Source organism: Amycolatopsis sp. NPDC049688 (genome assembly GCF_040674975.1).
GTDB lineage: Bacteria > Actinomycetota > Actinomycetes > Mycobacteriales > Pseudonocardiaceae > Amycolatopsis.
Genome location: NZ_JBFANY010000010.1, coordinates 195653 through 214062, shown reverse-complemented (window position 1 = coordinate 214062; position 18410 = coordinate 195653). Strand labels below are relative to the sequence as shown.

The window sequence follows — 18410 nt, the reverse complement described above, 5'->3', positions numbered from 1 at the left end:
CCGGTTCCTGGTTGCGGTGAGGGGCGAGGGACATGGCCGCGCTGCGCGGTTCTGGTTGGCCGGGCGCGGGTTGGTGGTGCGTGACCGGGTGGCTCGTTTCCGGATGGCCGGGCGCGGGTCGGCGGCCGAGGTGGTTCGAGGCGTCGTTCACAGCCGCACCGCCCGGTTCTCGTGCCAGCACATCAGGGGCCGCAGCCCCGCCGGGCTCCACTCGCCCGCCACCGTCAGCGGGTTGCCCGCCGACAAGGCCAGCAGCGACCACGGGAACGCATACGGCACCAGCGGTAGCGCCGTTCCGTCCTTTTCGGACAGACACCAGCCGCCGCCGTGCTCGGCCGGGGTCACGTTCGACAGCAACACCGGCCAGCGCTCCAGCCACGGGTCCGCCGCCATCGCACGCGCGTACGCCGCGAGCGCCTCCGCGATCGAACCGCCCTCCGCCGCCGGGGCCGCGAGGGGGATTCCGCGCTCTGCCACCAGGGCCCGCAGCGGGGCCGCGCCCGGGTAGTACGCCAGCTCGGCCGTCAGCCGGTGGCCGGGTGGGAGGGACGTGTCCAGCGGGCGGCCCGGTGGTGCGAACGACAGCACCAGCGCGTCCCGGCCCGTGCCGAGGCCGCGCAGCCACGTGCGGCGGGTGAGCAGCCGGTCGTTCTCCTCGTCGGCCGCGCCGGTGATCAGCCAGTCGTCCTTGACGCGCTCGCCCTCCTCCAGCACCCGGGCCGTCTCCACGGAAAACCCCAGCCGGGTGCGGACCGTCTCCGCCAGCGCCGGTGGCAACGACTCCAGCCGCGTGGCCGAGTCCGCCAGCAGGTACAGCAGCGACAGCTCGGCCAGCAGCGCCTCCGGCCAGTCGCGGCGGCCGACGATGCCGGCCGCCCGGCGCAGGCCGCCCGCCAGGCCGCCGGCCTGGGCGTCGACCATCCGGGCCGCGACCGTGCGCAGCTCTTCGCCGCCGTTGCGTTCGAAGCCCGCGAACCCCGCGCCGATCCGGTCGGTGAGCCACACCTTCAGCTCCGCGACGCCGCCTTCGACGCGCGCCGCCCGTTCGGAAGCGCGGCGCGCGGCCGCCTCCTCGTCCTTCGGGCCCGCCGCTTCGGCGCGTTTTTCCGCCCGCCGGGCGCGGTCGGCCCGCTCGGCCAGCCACGCGTGCACCCAGTCCGGCGCCTCGGCCGTGTCGACCCGTCCGGCCGACCACAACAGAAGCAGGCCCAGCGCGTGCTTGCACGGGAACTTCCGGCTCGGACAGGAACACCGGAACGCGGGCTCGGCCAGCTCGACGCACGTCTGGTACGGCTTCTTGCCACTGCCCTGGCAGAAGCCCCACACGGCGTCTTCGGACGCGCCCGCGCCCGTCCACTTCGCCGGCGTGGCCAGCGCCCGGCCCGCCTTCTCCGATGCGGGATCCGGCGCCAGCCCGGCCACGCGTTCCGCGGTCCACGGCACCGCCGTCACCACCTGTCCCCCCACTGTTCTCCCTCGGTTTCGGGTACCGCTGAAGCATGCCAGCACCCACCGACATTTTTTCGGGGGTTCGGGTGGCGGAGCCCCCGACCTGGGGCGGAGCCCCGGATGGCACCGACAATTTCCGGAACGCGGCTATTCTAGTGCTAGAGTACGAGCGTGCTGACCGACGCGGAACTCACGGTGCTCGGCCTGGTGGTCGAGCGGCCGAGGCACGGCTACGAGCTGGACGAGGTCGTCTCCGAACGCGGCATGCGCGACTGGACGGCGCTGGGCTTCAGCTCGATCTACTACGTCCTGGGCAAACTCCGCGACCGCGGCCTGGTGGCCGAGGTCGAGGCCGAACGCGCGCACCCCAAGGCCAAGAAGACGTTCACCGCCACCGAAGCGGGCCGGAAAGCGTGCGCGGCGGCGGCCGAAGCGGCCATCGCGGAGCTACGCCCGATGCACCAGCCCGTGCTGGTCGGGCTGGCCAACAGCCCGGCGGTCCCGCCCGAACGGGTCGCGGCCGCGCTGGCCCGGCGCGCGGAAGCGGTCGGCGAACGGCTGGCGGAAGTGCGGCAGGCAGCGGACGCGCAGAAACACGCCCCGCCGTTCGTGCGGGCGATCTTCGACTACTCCATCGCGCAGCTCGAGGCGGAAGCTCGCTGGCTGGAAGGGATGACCTGATGCCGTACGACATCAAGAAGGAACTCAAGCAGCTCTACGCCCCCAAGAACCGGGACTGGGCGCTGCTCGACGTGCCCGAGCAGCGGTTCCTCGCCATCGACGGCCGCGGCAACCCGAACACGGCCGAGAGCTACAAACAGGCCGTCGAGGCGCTGTACGCCTTCGCGTACACGATCAAGTTCGCGGCGAAGGAACGCGGCGAGGACTTCGTCGTCGGGCCACTGGAAGGTCTGTGGTGGGCCGAGGACTACGAGGCTTTCACCGTGCGCGCCAAGGATTCCTGGCAGTGGACGATGCTCATCGCACAGCCGCCGTGGATCGGTGAGGAGGCCGTCGAGCAGGCGCGGGAAACCGTGCAGAACAAGAAGAAGATCGACGCGCCGGTCCGGTTCGAGAAGCTCCACGAGGGCCGGTGCGCGCAGGTGCTCCACATCGGCTCGTACGACGACGAGGGACCGATCATGGCCCGCCTGCACGACGAATTCCTGGCGGAGCAAGGGCTGAAGGAGGCCGGGCTGCACCACGAGGTCTACCTCGGCGACCCGAGGCGCGTCGAACCCGCGAAACTCAAGACGGTGATCCGTCAGCCCGTCGGCTGATCGAGGGCGGCGAGGCCGCTTTCCCACCGCGCCCGGCGCTGGGCGGACGTCTGCTCCCACCACGGCTCACCGCGCTCGCCCAGCGCCACCTTCGCCAGCTGGACACGCGGGCGGTCCTGGACCCGCCGGGCCGCCATCAGGTGCTTCTGCAGGCGGTCGCGGACGTCGTCGGGGATCTCGGGGTCGGTCGCGCGCCAGCGGCGGCCGTCGACGACGATGTACCGGCCGTCCGGCGTGTACTCGGGCATCAGTATTCGCTGGTCGCGGGCCAGGTGTCGTCGTGCAGGAGGCGCTTGAGGATCTTGCCTGTGGCGTTGCGCGGCAGGTCCGGCACGAAGTACACGTCCCGCGGCACCGCGAACCGCGCCAGGCGGTGGTGGATGTACTGCCGGATGTCCTCCGCGTGCAGGGACGCGCCCCGCCGCGGGACGACGTACGCCGCCAGGCGCTGGCCCCACTCGGGGTCCGCCACGCCGACCACCGCCGCGTCGTGCACGCCCGGAAGCGCCACCAGCGCCTCCTCCACCGGGCGGGGGAACACGTTCTCGCCGCCCGAGACGATCATCTCGTCCGCGCGGCCGGTGACGAACAGGCGGCCCGCCGCGTCCAGGTAGCCGACGTCGCCGCTGGCCATCATGTCCGCCGCGCGGGCCGGGTCCGTGCCGCTCGTGTAGCCCTCGAACAGCATGTCGTTGCCGACGAAGATCTGGCCCTCGCCGCCCGGCGGCACCGGCTTGCGGTCCTCGTCGAGGATCGCCAGGCGGGTGCCCAGCGGGCAGCGGCCGGCCGTCGTCGGGGCCGCGCGCAGGTCGGCCGGGTCGGCGATGCTCGCCCAGGACACCTCGGTCGAGCCGTAGAAGTTGTAGAGGACGTCGCCGAAGGTGTCCATGAACTGCGTGACGAACGACCCCGACATCGCCGAGCCGCTGCTGGCCACGATCCGCAGCGACGACAGGTCGTAGCGCGCGCGGACCCGCTCGGGCAGGTCCATGATCCGCTGCAGCATGATCGGCACGGCGAACAGCGCGTCGCACTTCTGCTCGGCGATCGTCCGCAGCGTCTCTTCGGCGTCGAACTTGCGGATCAGCGCGAGCGACGCCCGCAGCGCCATGCCGATCTGCATCGCGGCGAGGCCCCAGGTGTGGAACAGCGGCGCGGCCACGAGCAGCCGGTCGCCGGCGCGCAGCGGGATGCGGTCGAGGATCGCCGCCGCGGTGCCCAGCCCCTTCGGGGTGGGACGGCGGGCGCCCTTCGGCGTCCCGGTGGTGCCGGAGGTCAGCACGATCAGCCGGCCGGGCCGCTCGACCGGCTTCGGGCGGTCGGCGGGCGCGGCGTGGATCAGCTCGTCGACGGTCGGGTAGCCGGCGTCGGCGTCCGGCCAGGTGCTGATCCGCGCGAAGTCGCCCGGCACGTTCGCGATGGTCTGCGCGAACTCGTCGTCGGCCAGCACGGCGGAGGGCTGGTGCTCGGCGAGCACGTCCTTCACCGACGCCGCGGACAGGCCGGTGTTCAGCAGGATGACGTCGGCGCCGAGCTTGCTGGCGGCGACGAACGACTCGATCATCGCCGAGTGGTTGCGGCACATCAGCGCGATCCGGTCGCGTTCGGCGACGCCGAGTTCGCTCAGCGCGTTGGCGAGCCGGTCGCTGCGCTCCTGGACCTGGCGGAAGGTGCGCAGACTGCGTTCGTCGTGCAGCGCGGGCTCGTCCGGCACGCGGGCCGCCGCGGCCTGGTAGCCGCCCGCGACCGTGGCGCCCCACTGCGCGAGGGAGTTCAGCTGCCGCGCGAGCTTGTCGGGCCGCCCGGCGCTGAGCACGCCGGCGCGCAGCAGGATGCTCGTGGTGCGCAGCTTGGTGGCCTTGTTGGTCTCGCCGTCGGTGGCGGGGTCGGGCGCCCCGGCCAGGTGCAGGTCGAGGCGCCGCGCGAGGGCCCGGACGTCCTTCTTGATCGACGAAACGAGTTCCAGGTGCGCCGGCGGCAGCATCATCCGCACGAACAGTTCGGTCTTCCCGCCGGCCAGCGGTCTGAGCTCCAGGGAGACCCAGGTGCCTTCGTCGGGGACCCCGCACCACACGACGTGCTCGCCCGGCCGGTACACGACGGCCTGCATCTGCGTCTGGAGCATCGGCCCCCGCTCGGGGACGATCCGGATCGCGCCCTTCGGGCCACGCCCGCGCGCGGCCGGCTCCTGGATCTCGCACCAGCTGATCTCCGGCACGAACCGCGAGTACCACTCCGGCGATCCGACGATCTGCCACACCACGTCCGGCGTGTGCCCGACCACGGCACTCGCCTCGACCACATCGTCACGCATCGCTCGTCCCTCACGTAAGTGTCACCGAACGCACGTTCAGGTCACGGAGGCGTCACATTAGCAGCAAACGGGTGATCGCGGATACTCCGAACGGCCAGATACCGGCGGGTAACGGACACTCGTAGTGGGTCCTCCGGGTGTCCATTGTAGAGGGATTAACGCCGTTCACCGAGCATAGCGGGCCAGCAGCTCCGAACCCAGGCGTGCCAGCTCGGCCCGGACCGATTCCGGATCTTCGACGTCGACCAGCGCGCCCCAGCCCGCGAGCTCCTGCGCGATCATGATGGGCGCCGGTGCGGCCACCCGCGCCCGGACGCGGTTCCCGGGCAGCTCGGCGACCAGTTCGCAGTGCCGCCCGAACCGCCCCCGGAGCACCCCGAAGTACCGGCGGTCGAGGACCACGTGCGCGCTGAGCAGGGACCGCCGCTGCTCCACCTCCTCGACGACCTCCCGCCACACCTGCGCCAGCTCCAGGTCCGAGGGGCGGTCGGCGGCCTCGTCGGTCGGGGTGGCGGCGATGATCCGGTCGACGCGGAACGTGCGGCGGCCCTTCGCGGTGCCGGCGACCAGGTACCAGACGTCGTCCTTGTCGACCAGGCCCCACGGGTCCACCAGCCGCTCGGAACGTTCGCGCCCGGCGTAGGTCAGCAGGACCCGGCGGCGGGCGATGACGGCGTCGCGCAGCAGGGTGACCATCGGCGGCCGGTCCTTCGGGCGCTCGCCCCAGCCCGTCTGGTCGACGACGACCGCGTCCGCGGCGGCCTCCGCCTCCGCGCGGAACGTGCCCGGCAGGGCGCCCATCAGCTTCCGCAGCGCGGACTTGACCTCCGGGGAGCCGGCCGCCGCCGGGCCCGCCAGCAGGAAGAGGGCCTGTGCTTCGCGGGCGCTCAGGCCCGAGAGGTCGGTGCGGGCGCCGCCGACGAGCTGCCAGCCGCCGCCCCGGCCCGGCTGCGGGTACACCGGCACCCCGGCCGCCGAGAGCGCTTCGAGGTCACGGCGGGCCGTCGCGACCGAGACTTCGAGCTCGGCGGCCAGTTCGGCGGCCGTGACGCGGCCCCGGGTCTGCATCAGCAGGAGGGTGGCCACGAGGCGGTCGGCGCGCACGGGGGAAGTCTCGCAGGAAAAGTGCGCACTCGGTGAGCACTTTGACTCCGCATGCTGGCGCCACACCGAACGGAACAGGAGCAGGACATGCTGCGAGGAATGGCCACCGTCACGTACTACGCCGACGACCACGAGGCCGCGAAAGCCTGGTACACGGAGTTCCTGGGGATCGAGCCGTACTTCGAAGTCCCCGGGTACTTCGAGTTCCGGATCGGCGACTACCGGCACGAACTCGGCGTCATCGACGGCCGGTACGCCCCCGGCAACCAGGCCGAGCCCGGCGGGGAGATCGTCCGCTGGCACGTCGACGACCTCGAAGCGACGTTCGGCCGCCTGCTCGAGCTCGGCGCGAAGGAGTACGAGCCGATCACCGAGCGGGGGCCCGGGTTCGTGACGGCCTCGGTCGTCGACCCGTTCGGCAACGTCCTCGGGATCATGACGAACGTGCACTACCTTGCGGTGCTGGCGGAACGCTCATGAGCCGGTACGCCTCCTTCACGCACTTTTCGCACCGCTGGTGCCGGGCGGTCTTGTCCCAAGGGTCCTTGCTGTAGAAGGGGAAGCAGCCCGCGCCGCAGCTGGCGAAGTAGATCAGGCCGAGCCGTACTTCGCCGCGCCCGACGTAGTGGACGGCCCGGCGGCGCGGTTCCGGACCGCACTCGGGGATCCAGCCGTGGGCGGGCAGGCGGGCGGCCGCGATCTCGTCGAGCTCGCCGGCCCGCGTGATCAGGTCCGCGCCGAGGCAGGCGAGCCGCTCGCCGAGATCGCGCATGCCGTCGGCGCGCAGGGGCGGGCCGGTCAGCCAGGTGATGTCGCCGGGCAGCGTTTCGGCGAGGTCGCGCAGACGGGTCAGAAGTGCGTGGTCTGGGTCCATGAGCTGCAGGGAAACCGACGCGGATCCGCGACACCAGCGGACGGGCGGGCGAGCGGAAATGTCGGACCCCGGTGACACTATGTGCTCATGGCGACACCCTTCGCGACACCCCGGGCGAGAGCGCTCGGGTTCGGGTTGCGCACCTGCCGGGAGGCGCGGAACCTGGGCGTGCGGCAGCTGGCCCGGAAGATCGGCGTGCATGCGCAGGAACTGTCCAACTGGGAGTACGGGAAGCGGATCCCGAAGATCGAGCAGGTGGCGCTGCTGATGGGGGCGCTGGTCGTGGAGCCGGGGGAGCGGGCGAGGTTGCTGGAGCTCGCCCGCACCGCGACCGAACTGAGCTGGCTCGAGAAAGTGATGCCCGGGTTCTCGCTGAAGCCGGGCACCTATGTGCAGTACGAGCGCGAGGCGAGTGCGCTGTTCGGATGGGAACCGGCGCTGATTCCCGGGCTGCTGCAGACCGCCGGCTATGCGCGGGTCGTGCTGGCTGGTTTCGGGGTCGTCGGCGAGCAGAACGAGAAGCTGGCCAACGCCCGGCAGGCTCGGCGGAGCGTGCTGGCGGGAGCGCGGCCGACCCCGTTCCGGGCGATCATCGGCGAGGCGGCGCTGCGGCCCGATTTCATTGAGCCGCCGGTCATGGTCGAGCAGCTCCGCTTCCTGCGCGATCTGTCCCGGCGGAGCAACATTTCCCTGCAGGTGCTCCGCCGCAGCCCGAGCTTCCATCCCGGGCTGTGCGGGCCGTTCGTGATCCTCGACTTCTGGCAGCTGCCGCCGATCGTGTTCATCGAGCAGTACCGGTCCAGCGCCTACCTCTACGCTGACGATCAGGTGGCGGATTATCGCTCCGCCGCCAAGACCTTGGCGGCGCTTGCCCTGAGCGAGCAGGAGAGCTGCGCGTTCATCGGGGAGGTGATCGCCGAACTCGGAGGCTCGGATGGGTGAGTGGCGGACCTCCCGCTTCTCAGGCGAGGACAACTGCGTCGAAGTGGCGCTGGGACCTGCGGCAAAAATCCGCGACACCAAGGACCGTTCCGGCGGCACCCTCGAAATCTCCACCCGATCGTGGGAAGCCTTACTCTCCGCACTGTGTCGCCCAGCCACACTGGATCTTCCCCAGGTGTAGTCCCCGCACACATAGCTAGCGACCGGCGTCACGCTTACCGTTCCCGTCCATGACCAGCGATCTGGACGGGCGCACCGCCCTCGTCACCGGCGGTGCGAGCGGCATCGGCCTCGCCTGCGTCCGCGCCCTCGCCGCGGCCGGGGCCAAGGTGCACGTCGTCGACTTGGACGCCGACCGCGCCGAAGCCGCCGCCACCGAGGTCGGCGGGTGGGCGCACGCCGCCGACCTCACCGACCCCGCCTCCATCGACGCCCTGCCCGCCGAAGCCGACATCCTGGTCAACAACGCCGGCGTGCAGCACATCGCGCCGATCCAGGACTTCCCGCCCGACCGGTTCACCCACATCCAGTCCCTGATGGTGACCGCCCCCTTCCTGCTCATCCGGCACACGCTGCCCTCGATGTACGCCCGGGGCTGGGGGCGGATCGTGAACATGTCGAGCGTCCACGGCCTGCGTGCCTCCGCCTTCAAAGCCGCCTACGTCGCCGCCAAGCACGGCCTCGAAGGGCTCTCGAAGGTCGCCGCCCTGGAAGGGGCCGAACACGGCGTCACGAGCAACTGCGTCAACCCGGGTTACGTGCGTACGCCGCTCGTCGACGGGCAGATCGACGCCCAGGCCGCCGAGCACGACATCCCGCGCGAGGACGTCGTCGCGGACGTCCTGCTCAAGCGGGCCGCGATCAAGAAGCTGATCGAACCCGAAGACGTCGCTTCCCTGGTGGTGTGGCTGTGCTCGCCGCACGCCGGTCACATCACCGGGGCCTCGATTCCCCTCGATGGCGGTTGGACCGCCGCCTAACCGCCCGCACAACCACAAGGAAGTGGAGCCCGCAGTGAGCCAACCCCACCGGTCGGCGATCGCCAAGATCGTCGGCGCGAGCCTGATCGGCACCACCATCGAGTGGTACGACTTCTTCCTCTACACCTCGGCCGCCGCCCTCGTCTTCAACAAGCTGTTCTTCCCGACGGCGAACCCGCTCACCGGCACGCTGCTGGCGTTCCTGACCTACGCCGTCGGGTTCCTCGCCCGCCCGATCGGCGGCCTGGTCTTCGGCCACTTCGGCGACCGGCTCGGCCGGAAGAAACTGCTGGTCGTCAGCCTCGTCCTGATGGGCGGCTCGACGTGCCTGATGGGCGTCCTGCCGACGTACGCGAGCGCGGGTGTCGCGGCACCCCTCCTGCTCACGCTGCTTCGCCTGATCCAGGGCTTCGCACTCGGCGGCGAATGGGGTGGCGCCGTGCTGATCGTCTCCGAACACGGTGACGACCGCCGCCGCGGCTTCTGGGCGAGCTGGCCGCAGTGCGGCGCGCCCGGCGGCAACCTCCTCGCCACCGCCGTCCTGGCCATCCTCTCGGCCACCCAGTCCGACGCGACCTTCATGTCCTGGGGCTGGCGCGTCCCGTTCCTGCTCTCCGGCGTCCTGCTGCTGATCGGGCTGTGGATCCGGCTGGCCGTCGCGGAGTCGCCGGTGTTCCTCGCCGCTCAGCGCCAAGCCGAGGCGCGCGCCGAAAAGCACGTTCCCGTTGTCGACGTCTTCCGCCACAGCTGGCGGCAGGTGCTCGTCACGATCGGCGCGCGGATGGCCGAGAACGTCTCGTACTACGTGATCACCGCGTTCATCCTGGTGTACGTCACGACCGGGCTGCACCTGCCCAAGGGCGTCGGCCTGACCGCGGTGCTGATCGGCTCGGCCGTGCACTTCGTGACGATCCCGGTGTGGGGCGCGCTGTCCGACCGCGTCGGGCGGCGTCCGGTGTACCTGTTCGGCGCGATCGGGATGGCCGTGTGGGGCTTCGCGTTCTTCGCCCTGCTGGACACGAAGTCGCCGGCGGTGATCGTGCTGGCCACGATCGTCGGGCTGGTGCTGCACGGCGCGATGTACGGGCCGCAGGCCGCGTTCTTCGCCGAGCAGTTCCCGACCCGGGTGCGCTACACCGGGCTCTCCGTCGGCGGGCAGCTGTCGTCCATCGCCGCCGGGGCCGTCGCGCCGCTGATCGCCGTCGCGCTGTTCTCGAGCTGGGGCAGCACGGTGCCGGTGTCGCTGTACGTCGCGGCGATGTGCCTGATCACGGTGATCGCGCTGCTCGCCGCCCGCGAAACCCACGGCGAATCGCTGCACGACGACGTTTCGGCGGAAAAGGAAGCCGTTTCGCCCTAGCATGACCGCCGTGACCGCACCCTCGGACGCGTTGCGCCGGCTGCTCGACCTGCTCGCCTCCGGGGCGAGCACCGAGCAGCTGGCGCACGTCGTCGTGGCCGCCCGGGCCGAAGGCGCCCTCGACGCGGCGGACCTGGCGGCGCTGGCCAGCGCGGGCGAGCTGGCGCTGCGGATCCGCGAGACCCTGGCCGAACACCGGCGGCGCGAAGCCCAGCTCACGGCGTTGTTCGAGACCGCGAGCGAGCTCGCCGCGCTGTCCGACCCGGACACCGTGCTGCGCTCGATCGTCCGGCGGGCGCGGGCGCTGCTCGGCGTCGACGTCTCCTACCTGTCGCTCAACAACGAAGCCGAAGGCAAGACCTACATCCGGGTCAGCGACGGCTCGGTGTCGGCGGAGTTCCAGCAGATCGTGCTCGGCATGGGGGAGGGCCTGGGCGGGCTGGTCGCGCAGACCGCGCGGCCGTACGCGACCTCGGACTACTTCAACGACGACCGGTTCAAGCACACCCGGCCCATCGACTCCGGCGTCCAGGACGAGGGCCTGACCGCGATCCTCGGCGTCCCGCTGGCCATCGGCCCGAAGGTCCTCGGGGTGCTGTTCGCGTCCGACCGGGCCACGCGGGAGTTCTCCGCCGACGAGGTGGCGCTGCTGTCGTCGCTCGCCGACCACGCGGCGATCGCCCTCGACAGCGCCAACCTGCTCGACCAGACCCGCCAGGCGGTCGCGGAACTTAACGAAGCCAACGCGACGATGGAACGCGCCGAGGACGCGCACGACCGGCTCACCGACCTGGTGCTGCGCGGGGGCGACCTGCCGGACGTGGCCGACGCCGTCGCGGGCGTGCTGCACGGCGATCTCACGGTGTACGACGCCGACGGCACGCTCCTGGCGAGCTCGTCGGCGCCGGTGGCGCTCGACGCCGATGCGCTCGCCGCGGCCCGCACCGCCGGGCGAGCGGTGTCCACAAAGGACAACTGGGTGTGCGCGGTGCAGGCCGGCCCGGAACTGCTCGGCAGCCTGGTATTGGCGGGCCGCGCCGGGCTCAGCGACCCCGACCGGCGGCTGTTCGAACGCGCCGGCGTCGTGACGGCGTTGCTGCTGATGCTGCGGCGGTCGGTGGTGCGCGCGGAGGACGAGGTCCGCGGCGAGCTGCTGACCGACCTGCTCACCGCCCCCGGCCGCAACCCGCGCGCGCTGCTGGCCCGGGGCCGCCGGCTGGGCATCGACCTGTCAGCGCCGCACGCGGTGCTGGTCGCGCACGCGGACGGCGGCTCGCGGCGGCGCGTGGCGAGCGCGGCCGCCCGGCACGCGACGCTGGTCGGGGTGCACGCGGAGGAGGTCGTGCTGCTCGCCGCGGGCGACCCGGACGAGCTGGCCCGCCGCGTCGCGGCCGACCTCGGTTCGGCGACCGGCCGCCCGGTCACGGTGGGCGCGGCGGGGCCGGCGAGCGGCCCGTCGGCGATCGCGGACGCCCACGCGGAGGCGGCGCGCTGCGTCCGCGCGCTGCTGGCGCTCGGCCGGACCGGCGAAGGCGCGGCGATGGCCGGACTGGGTTTTTTGGGACAGCTCCTCGGCGACCGCGCGGACCTGGACGCGTTCGTCCGCCAGACCCTCGGACCGGTTCTCGACTACGACGAGCGCCGCGGCACCGAGCTGGTCGCGACGCTGCGGGCGTACTTCGCGAACGGTGCGCAGCTGGCGCGGACGAAGGACGTGCTGCACGTCCACGTGAACACGGTGGTGCAGCGGCTGGAGCGGGTGGCGTCGCTGCTGGGGGAGGACTGGCAGGCGCCGGACCGGGCGCTGGAGATCCAGCTGGCGCTGCGGCTGCACCGGCTCGGTTCGCCGCGGTGACTCCGGTTTTTGTCGGTGCTCTCCGGTAGCGTGGAAAACGGGGGGCGCCCCCGCGGGCTCGGAAAGTACCCCCGCCCGGCCCTAGCGGAACCCCCGCCGGTTCGGCACGGTGGGAGTTGACGAATACCGATATCGAGGGGGTCTCGTGAAGGAATTCGAAAACGCGCTCGCGGCTGCGTTCGGCGCGCGCCCGGCCGAAGTACCGGGGCTGGCGATCGACCAGCTCGACGGCCGCGCGCCCGGGTCCGGCGCGGCGCCGTTGTGCTACACGTGGGCGGCGGAGCCGGTTCGCGGGTCGGTCAGCCCGTGCCTGGACGGTGAGCCGGTCCGGGCGTGCGGCACCTGCCAGGCGGAGCACGCCGATCCGGTGCGGCCGTCGGTGTGCCGGGTGGAGCAGGCCGATCCGGTGCGGCCGACGGTCTGCCGGGTCGAGCACGTCGACCCCGTGCGGCCGACGGTGTGCCGGGTGGAGGCGGTGCCCGCTTCCTACTGCGCGGCCGAGCCGGTGCCCGCTTCCTACTGCCAGGCCGAGCCGCAGCAGGTCCAGGTCTGCTTCTGCCAGGCCGAGGTGCCCGAGCCGGTGGCCGCGACCGCCGGGTGACCGAACCGTCCCCGCCGGTCGTCGGGTTCAAGCGGCACCTCAGCACCGCCGTGGTGCCCGGCGACGCGGTCTACGTCCTCTCCGAAGACGGTGCGACGGCGCTGAGCGGGCCGCACCTGGAGTCCCTGGTCCCGTTGCTGGACGGCACCAGGGACTTCGCGGCCCTCCGCCGTGACCTCCCCGCCGATGTCCCCGCCGACGAGGCGTCCGGCGTGCTGACCCGGCTCGCCGAAGCCGGACTGATCGGCCTGCGCCCGGCCGCGTCCACCCCCGAACTGGCCTATTGGGACGCCGTCGGCGGCGAGCCCGCGCGCGGCCGGGTCGCGCTGCTCGGCGGCGATGCCGCGGCGGCGGACACCCTGCGCGCAGCCGGGCTCACCGTGGCCGACGACGCCGACCTCTCCATCGTGCTGTGCCACGACTATCTCGACGAAAGACTGTCCGAAGTGGACGCCGAGCACCGCGCGTCCGGGCGGCCGTGGCTGCTCGCCAAGCCACTCGGCGCGCGGGTGTGGCTCGGCCCGTTCTTCACCCCCGGTGACGGCCCGTGCCGGCACTGCCTGGCCACGCGGCTGTGGGGCAACCGCCCCGCCGAGGCCCACGTCCGAGACGCACTGGGCCTGCTCGGTCCGGTGCCACGCCCGCAGGCCGCGTTCACGCCGCTGACCGCCGTCGCGCTCAACCTGATCGCCCTCGAAGCCGCCAAGTGGCTGGCCGGGCAGCGATATCCGGGGCAGCGTGCACTGTGGACGTTCGACAGCCGCGACCTGACCGGCGAACGCCACGAGGTCCGGGCCCGGCCGCAGTGCCCCTCCTGCGGAAACCCGGATCTGGTGCGGGAGCGGGCGCGCCGGCCCGTGGTGTTCGAATCGCGGCCCAAGTCCCACACCGGCGGCGGCGGGCACCGCGCGTGGCCGCCGGAGCAGGTGCTCGCCACCTACCGGCACCTGGTCAGCCCGCTGACCGGGGTCGTCAAGGAACTTCGCCGCGACGCGCGCGGGCCGGCCCTGTTCAGCTCGTTCCGCTCCGGCCCGAACATCGCGCTGGGCCGGCGCGGCGCCGACCGGCTGCGCACGGCGCTGCGGAGCGAGAACGGCGGCAAGGGTGTCACGCCGCTGCAGGCCGAGGTCGGCGCGCTGTGCGAAGCCCTCGAACGGCACAGCGGGCACCACGACGGCGACGAAGAGCGGGTGCGGGCCAGTTTCCGTTCCCTGGGCGGCAAAGCCGTGCACCCGGACACGTGCCAGCTCTACCACGAACGCCAGTTCGCCGACCGGGCGCGCAGCAACGCCGAGCACGGCCCGTTCCAGTTCGTCTGCGACCCGTTCGACGACGACGCCGTGCGCGACTGGACGCCGGTGTGGTCGCTCACCCGCGGCGAACACCGGCTGTTCCCGACCGGCATGCTCTACTTCGGCGTGCCCGCCGAGCCGGGTCCGGTGTCGTTGTTCGCCGACTCCAACGGCAACGCCGCGGGCTCCACTCTGGAGGACGCCACGCTCCAGGGCATGCTGGAGGTCGTCGAACGCGACGCCGTCGCGCTGTGGTGGTACAACCGCACCCGGCACCCGGCCGTCGACCTGGACGCCTCCGGCGACCCCTGGATCGCCGAGCTGCGGCAGGTGTACGCGGACCTGGGCCGCGAAGTCTGGGCGCTCGACATCACCTCCGACCTCGGCGTGCCGGTGGTGGTGGCGCTGTCCCGGCAGACCGGCGGCCCCCGCGAGGCGATCATGCTGGGGTTCGGCGCCCACCTGGACCCGGCCGTCGCGCTGCGGCGCGCGTTGACCGAGCTGAACCAGATGATGCCCGCCGTCCTCGACGGCTGGGACGGCGGCGACGACCCGGACGCGGTGCGGTGGCTGCGGGACGCGACCGTGGCGTCCGAGCCGTACCTGGTGCCGGACCCGGCCCTCGGCGCGGCCCGGTTCGAGGACCTGTCCGCACCCGACCTGCTGACCGACGTCAAACTGGTCCAGGCCGAGCTCGAAGCCGCCGGGCTGGAGGTGTTCGTGCTCGACCAGACGCGGCCCGACATCGGCCTGCCGGTGGTGAAGGTGATCGTGCCGGGCCTGCGCGGGTTCTGGGGGCGGTTCGCGCCCGGCCGGCTCTACGACGTGCCGGTGCGGCTCGGCCGCCTGGCCGAGCCGACCGCGTACGAAGACCTCAACCCGAGGCGGATCTTCCTCTAACACTGCCCGTCGGCGAGCACCCAATAGCCGGGGGACGTCTCCCTCAGCGCGTGCACGGTGAAGGTGTTCCACAGTCCCATCGCCTGGTTCGAACCGTTCGCGTACGTCTGCCCGCCGCTCTGGTGCGCGCGGCCCGCCTGCGTGTGGGCGTAGTTGCTGGCGCTCACGCACGTTCCGGCCGGAGTGGTAGTGGTGGTGGTCGTCGTCGGTGGGGGTGGGGTGGTGGTGCCCGATCCGTTGTCCAGCCCGAAGAACACGCCCGTGTAGTAGCTGGAGCAGATGCCGGCGAGGAAGTACGCGCCGGTGCTGCCGCACTGCGCCGGGCCGGTGCCCGGGTCGACCGCGGTGCCGTGGCCCATGCCCGCGACCGAGTACAGCTGCACCTTGCCGCCGTAGTTCGTCAAGGTCGTGCCGCCCGGCAGGGACTGCGTGCTCGTCGGCGTCTGGGACACGCCGTGCACCGCGGTCCACTGGTCGCGCAGCTCGGTGCCGTTGACCGGGTAGACCGTGTAGTCGGCGGTGCCCTGCCAGATCGCCACCCGCGGCCACGGCCCGCCGTAACCGGGGTACTGCGCCTTGGCCTTCGACGCCCACTGCGCCGGCGTCAGGTGCTGGTCGTTCTGCTGGCAGTTCGTCGCTTCGGTGACGCTGGTGGCGCACTGGGCGGGCAGCCCGGCGTCGATCCCGCCGGCGGCGAAGACGTCCGGGTAGGCGGCCAGCAGGTCGGCGGTCATGCCGCCGCCGGCCGACAGACCGGTGACGAACACCCGCGAGCGGTCCGAACCGTGGTCGGCGATCGCCTTGTCCACCATGGACTTCACGGACGCGGCTTCGCCGTTGCCACGGGTGTCGTCGGCGGTGGAGAACCAGTTGAAGCACTTCAGCGAGTTGTTCGCGGTCGGCTGCTGGGGGAACACGACCTCGAACCGCCAGCGGTCGGCCAGTTCCGGCCAGCCCGAATGGGCGTAGTAGTCCGCGGCGCTCTGCGTGCAGCCGTGCAGGGCGACGACCACCGGACGGCCGGTCTCCAGCCCGGCCGGGGTATAGCTGAACATGGCCAGTGCCCCGGGATTCGCGCCGAACGACGTGGTCTGCACGAGGGACGACGGCGGCGGATCGGCGGCGGCCACCCCGACGGTGGTGAGCACGGCGGCGGTGATCGCGGCGAGGCCGGCGAACGCGAGTTTGCGCATGGTGAGTTCCTTCTCGTCGTTGAGAGGGTCCCCAGCGACGCTAAATCGGCGTCGCCGCCGCGACCATGTGGCTGCCCACCACATCGGCCCGGCGATTAGTGGTGGCCGGCGGGATGGCATCCGGCTCGTGCACGCGCTTGGGTTCGGACCATCGGAAGAGGCGGAGGTGAACCGTGCGGGGTTGGCTGGCTTGGGTTCTGGCGGGAGCACTCACGGCGGCGCTGCCCGCGTCGGCTTCGGCGTCGGCTTCGGCCGGACGCTGCAGCGTGGGCGTGCCCGGCGCCGAAATGTCGGTGGCCGCGTGCCTCGACGACCTGACGACGACCGGGACCGTCGCGTCCGGGCACACCGTCGAGGCCGACTGGGCGGGCCTGACGTCGGCGGGGCTGCCCACCTACGGCGCCGTGCCCGGCGTGCAGGTCGACGGGTATTTCCCGGACACGTCGACGGCGAACACCAACCACGGCTGGAACCACGACGCCCAGTTCGTGCTGCGCCTGCCGGACCGGTGGAACGGCGGCCTGGTCGTCTCCGGCTCGCCCGGCGTCCGGCGCCAGTACGCGAACGACCGCGCGATCGGCGACCAGGCGCTCGCGGAGGGCTACGCGTTCGCCGCGACCGACAAGGGCAACACCGGCGCGGCCTTCTACACCGACGGCGTCCGGCCGGGCGACGCGCTGGCGGAGTGGAACTCCCGCGTCACGCAGCTGACGCTGGCCGCCCGCGCGGCCGCGGCCCGGCACTACGGCCGTCCGGTCGCGAAGACCCTGGCGGCCGGGCTGTCCAACGGCGGGTACCTCGTGCGGTGGCAGCTGGAGAACCGGCCGTGGCTCTACAACGGCGGGGTCGACTGGGAGGGGACGCTCTGGCGGGCCGACGGGCCGAACCTGCTCACGTTCCTGCCACCGGCGCTGCGTGCGTACCCGGCGTACGCGGCGGGTTCTCCGTCGGCACACCAGTCCATTCTGGACGCCGGGTTCGCGCCGGGGTCGGAGTTCCTGTGGGACTACCACTACCGCGTCTACTGGGACCTGACCCAGCGGATCTACCGCGAGGAGGTCGATCCCTCGTTCGACGGATCGCTGGCGGCCGGAACCCCGTTCTGCGCTTCGGGAACGCCGTCCTGCGACGCGGACTACGAGTATTCCGCGCGGCCGGCGCCGGTGGCGCGGGCGGTGGAGCGGATTTCGCTGACCGGGCGGATCGGCAAGCCGCTGCTGACGCTCCACGGCACGCTCGACACGCTGCTGCCGATCAGCCGCGACTCCGACGTCTACGACCGGATGATCACGGCCGCGGGCCGCGGCGCGCTGCACCGGTACTACCGCGTCGAAGGCGGCAACCACGTGGACGGCCTGGCCGACGCCTACCCGGACCGGCTGCGGCCGCTGGGCCCGTGCTTCCGGACGGCATTCGACGCCCTCGGCGGCTGGCTGCGGGGAGCCCGCCCGCCGGCCTCGGCGACGATCGCCCGCCCCGCCGGGGCGACTCCGGCGGAGCTGGCCCGCACCTGCTCGCTGGACTGACCTCAAGCGCCCCAATTGGGGCGCTTCCGGCGGGGCCGCGGCGGGGCACGCGAATCGTCCGGAAATGCGGGTGAACCGGATCGAACCGCGGGCCGTACTACTCAGTGACGGGCCCGGTCCACCCTGCGGCCAAACCCGTGCTGACCTGCCGTTTTGCCGTCCGGATGGTCGACCCCTTTCGGCCGCTTGCGGGAGCGTTGCCCGTCATTCATGATGGGCGGCGGGGTCCGCAAAATTCGTTAAACCCGAATAACCAGGTGTCGGCCATGCTGCGGAACAACCGTCCGTCCGGAAGTGAACGTCATGCTCCTACCCGCGCCCGGGGCCCCCTGATGGCCGCCGACCTGCCGGGCCTCGCCATCGTGGCCGGCCTGCTGCTGCCCGTTCTCGCCGCCGCCGCGTGGGCGATCGCCTTGGAACGGCGGCCGCGCCGCCGCCGGCCCGCCGCCGAACCCGATCCGGAACCGGACTTCACCGTGGCCGGCATCCAGACGCGCCTCCGCCAGGAGAAGGCCGCGAGGCAGCTGGCCGAAGCGGGCACGGTCGCGCTGCCGACCCTGCCGATCCCGGCGCAGACCCGGCGCAGGCCCGTCCTGGACAGCCTGCCGTTGCGCGTGGTCGGCTCGCTCCCGCCACCGCGCCCGGCCACGGCGGGGGCCCCGGCGCCGCGGTTCGCCTTCGCGCCCCCGGACACGGACCTGATGCGCCGCATCCTCGACGGCCTGCGCCGGCTGGACTGA

18 protein-coding genes are annotated in these 18410 nt (G+C 72.4%); 12 read left to right on the top strand and 6 right to left on the bottom strand.

Annotation, left to right across the window (positions count from 1 at the left end):
- Nucleotides 1-147: 147 nt before the first annotated feature.
- On the bottom strand, nt 148-1455 hold the full coding sequence (locus tag AB0J55_RS29365) for an SWIM zinc finger family protein (RefSeq protein WP_364255576.1): 1308 nt from the start codon (nt 1453-1455) through the stop codon (nt 148-150).
- A gap of 165 nt (nt 1456-1620) precedes the next feature.
- On the opposite strand from AB0J55_RS29365, the gene AB0J55_RS29360 reads away from it, so the two are divergent.
- A complete protein-coding gene (locus AB0J55_RS29360) occupies nt 1621-2130 on the top strand; it encodes a PadR family transcriptional regulator (RefSeq protein ID WP_364255393.1) in 510 nt (169 codons plus the stop codon).
- The gene (locus AB0J55_RS29355) at nt 2130-2729 is read left to right on the top strand and encodes a GyrI-like domain-containing protein (RefSeq protein WP_364255390.1); all 600 of its coding nucleotides are present in this window, start codon (nt 2130-2132) and stop codon (nt 2727-2729) included. Before AB0J55_RS29360 ends, AB0J55_RS29355 begins: the two co-directional genes overlap by 1 nt.
- On the opposite strand, the gene AB0J55_RS29350 is transcribed toward AB0J55_RS29355, so the two are convergent.
- The 3 genes from AB0J55_RS29350 to AB0J55_RS29340 form a co-directional block, all read right to left on the bottom strand.
- Nucleotides 2714-2977: a hypothetical protein gene (locus AB0J55_RS29350; protein WP_364255387.1), complete on the bottom strand. Its 264-nt coding sequence runs from the start codon at nt 2975-2977 to the stop codon at nt 2714-2716. The genes AB0J55_RS29355 and AB0J55_RS29350 overlap by 16 nt on opposite strands.
- Nucleotides 2977-5043 (bottom strand): AMP-binding protein, encoded by a 2067-nt coding sequence (locus tag AB0J55_RS29345; RefSeq protein WP_364255384.1) that lies wholly within the window; start codon nt 5041-5043, stop codon nt 2977-2979. The genes AB0J55_RS29350 and AB0J55_RS29345 overlap by 1 nt, the downstream gene beginning before the upstream one ends.
- A gap of 165 nt (nt 5044-5208) precedes the next feature.
- Complete coding sequence (locus AB0J55_RS29340; RefSeq protein WP_364255381.1) at nt 5209-6147, bottom strand: WYL domain-containing protein; 939 nt, start codon at nt 6145-6147, stop codon at nt 5209-5211.
- Between the two features lie 87 nt (nt 6148-6234).
- On the opposite strand from AB0J55_RS29340, the gene AB0J55_RS29335 reads away from it, so the two are divergent.
- Nucleotides 6235-6627 carry a VOC family protein gene (locus AB0J55_RS29335; RefSeq protein ID WP_364255378.1) on the top strand — a complete coding sequence of 131 codons (393 nt, stop codon included), beginning with the start codon at nt 6235-6237 and terminating at the stop codon, nt 6625-6627.
- Here AB0J55_RS29335 and AB0J55_RS29330 read toward each other — a convergent pair.
- Complete coding sequence (locus AB0J55_RS29330) at nt 6581-7021, bottom strand: hypothetical protein (RefSeq protein WP_364255375.1); 441 nt, start codon at nt 7019-7021, stop codon at nt 6581-6583. The genes AB0J55_RS29335 and AB0J55_RS29330 overlap by 47 nt on opposite strands.
- 87 nt (nt 7022-7108) lie before the next feature.
- On the opposite strand from AB0J55_RS29330, the gene AB0J55_RS29325 reads away from it, so the two are divergent.
- The 7 genes from AB0J55_RS29325 to AB0J55_RS29295 all read left to right on the top strand — a co-directional run bounded on the left by AB0J55_RS29325 (nt 7109) and on the right by AB0J55_RS29295 (nt 14951).
- Nucleotides 7109-7963, top strand: a complete 855-nt coding sequence (locus AB0J55_RS29325) for a helix-turn-helix transcriptional regulator (RefSeq protein ID WP_364255372.1) — start codon at nt 7109-7111, stop codon at nt 7961-7963.
- The gene (locus tag AB0J55_RS29320) at nt 7956-8144 is read left to right on the top strand and encodes a DUF397 domain-containing protein (RefSeq protein ID WP_364255369.1); all 189 of its coding nucleotides are present in this window, start codon (nt 7956-7958) and stop codon (nt 8142-8144) included. The genes AB0J55_RS29325 and AB0J55_RS29320 overlap by 8 nt, the downstream gene beginning before the upstream one ends.
- 49 nt (nt 8145-8193) lie before the next feature.
- Complete coding sequence (locus tag AB0J55_RS29315; RefSeq protein ID WP_364255366.1) at nt 8194-8943, top strand: 3-hydroxybutyrate dehydrogenase; 750 nt, start codon at nt 8194-8196, stop codon at nt 8941-8943.
- A 34-nt stretch (nt 8944-8977) separates the two neighbouring features.
- The gene (locus AB0J55_RS29310; RefSeq protein WP_364255363.1) at nt 8978-10303 is read left to right on the top strand and encodes an MFS transporter; all 1326 of its coding nucleotides are present in this window, start codon (nt 8978-8980) and stop codon (nt 10301-10303) included.
- Between the two features lies 1 nt (nt 10304).
- Nucleotides 10305-12158: a GAF domain-containing protein gene (locus AB0J55_RS29305; RefSeq protein WP_364255360.1), complete on the top strand. Its 1854-nt coding sequence runs from the start codon at nt 10305-10307 to the stop codon at nt 12156-12158.
- A 145-nt stretch (nt 12159-12303) separates the two neighbouring features.
- Complete coding sequence (locus AB0J55_RS29300; RefSeq protein WP_364255357.1) at nt 12304-12759, top strand: hypothetical protein; 456 nt, start codon at nt 12304-12306, stop codon at nt 12757-12759.
- Nucleotides 12756-14951, top strand: coding sequence for a TOMM precursor leader peptide-binding protein (locus AB0J55_RS29295; RefSeq protein ID WP_364255354.1), 2196 nt, complete (start codon nt 12756-12758; stop codon nt 14949-14951). The genes AB0J55_RS29300 and AB0J55_RS29295 overlap by 4 nt, the downstream gene beginning before the upstream one ends.
- Here AB0J55_RS29295 and AB0J55_RS29290 read toward each other — a convergent pair.
- The gene (locus AB0J55_RS29290) at nt 14948-16144 is read right to left on the bottom strand and encodes a PHB depolymerase family esterase (RefSeq protein ID WP_364255351.1); all 1197 of its coding nucleotides are present in this window, start codon (nt 16142-16144) and stop codon (nt 14948-14950) included. The genes AB0J55_RS29295 and AB0J55_RS29290 overlap by 4 nt on opposite strands.
- Nucleotides 16145-16329: 185 nt before the next feature.
- Between AB0J55_RS29290 and AB0J55_RS29285 the strand changes: the two genes are divergently transcribed.
- Both AB0J55_RS29285 and AB0J55_RS29280 read left to right on the top strand, forming a co-directional pair.
- Nucleotides 16330-17670, top strand: coding sequence for a tannase/feruloyl esterase family alpha/beta hydrolase (locus AB0J55_RS29285; protein WP_364255573.1), 1341 nt, complete (start codon nt 16330-16332; stop codon nt 17668-17670).
- Nucleotides 17671-18002: 332 nt separating this feature from the next.
- Nucleotides 18003-18410, top strand: coding sequence for a hypothetical protein (locus AB0J55_RS29280; RefSeq protein WP_364255348.1), 408 nt, complete (start codon nt 18003-18005; stop codon nt 18408-18410).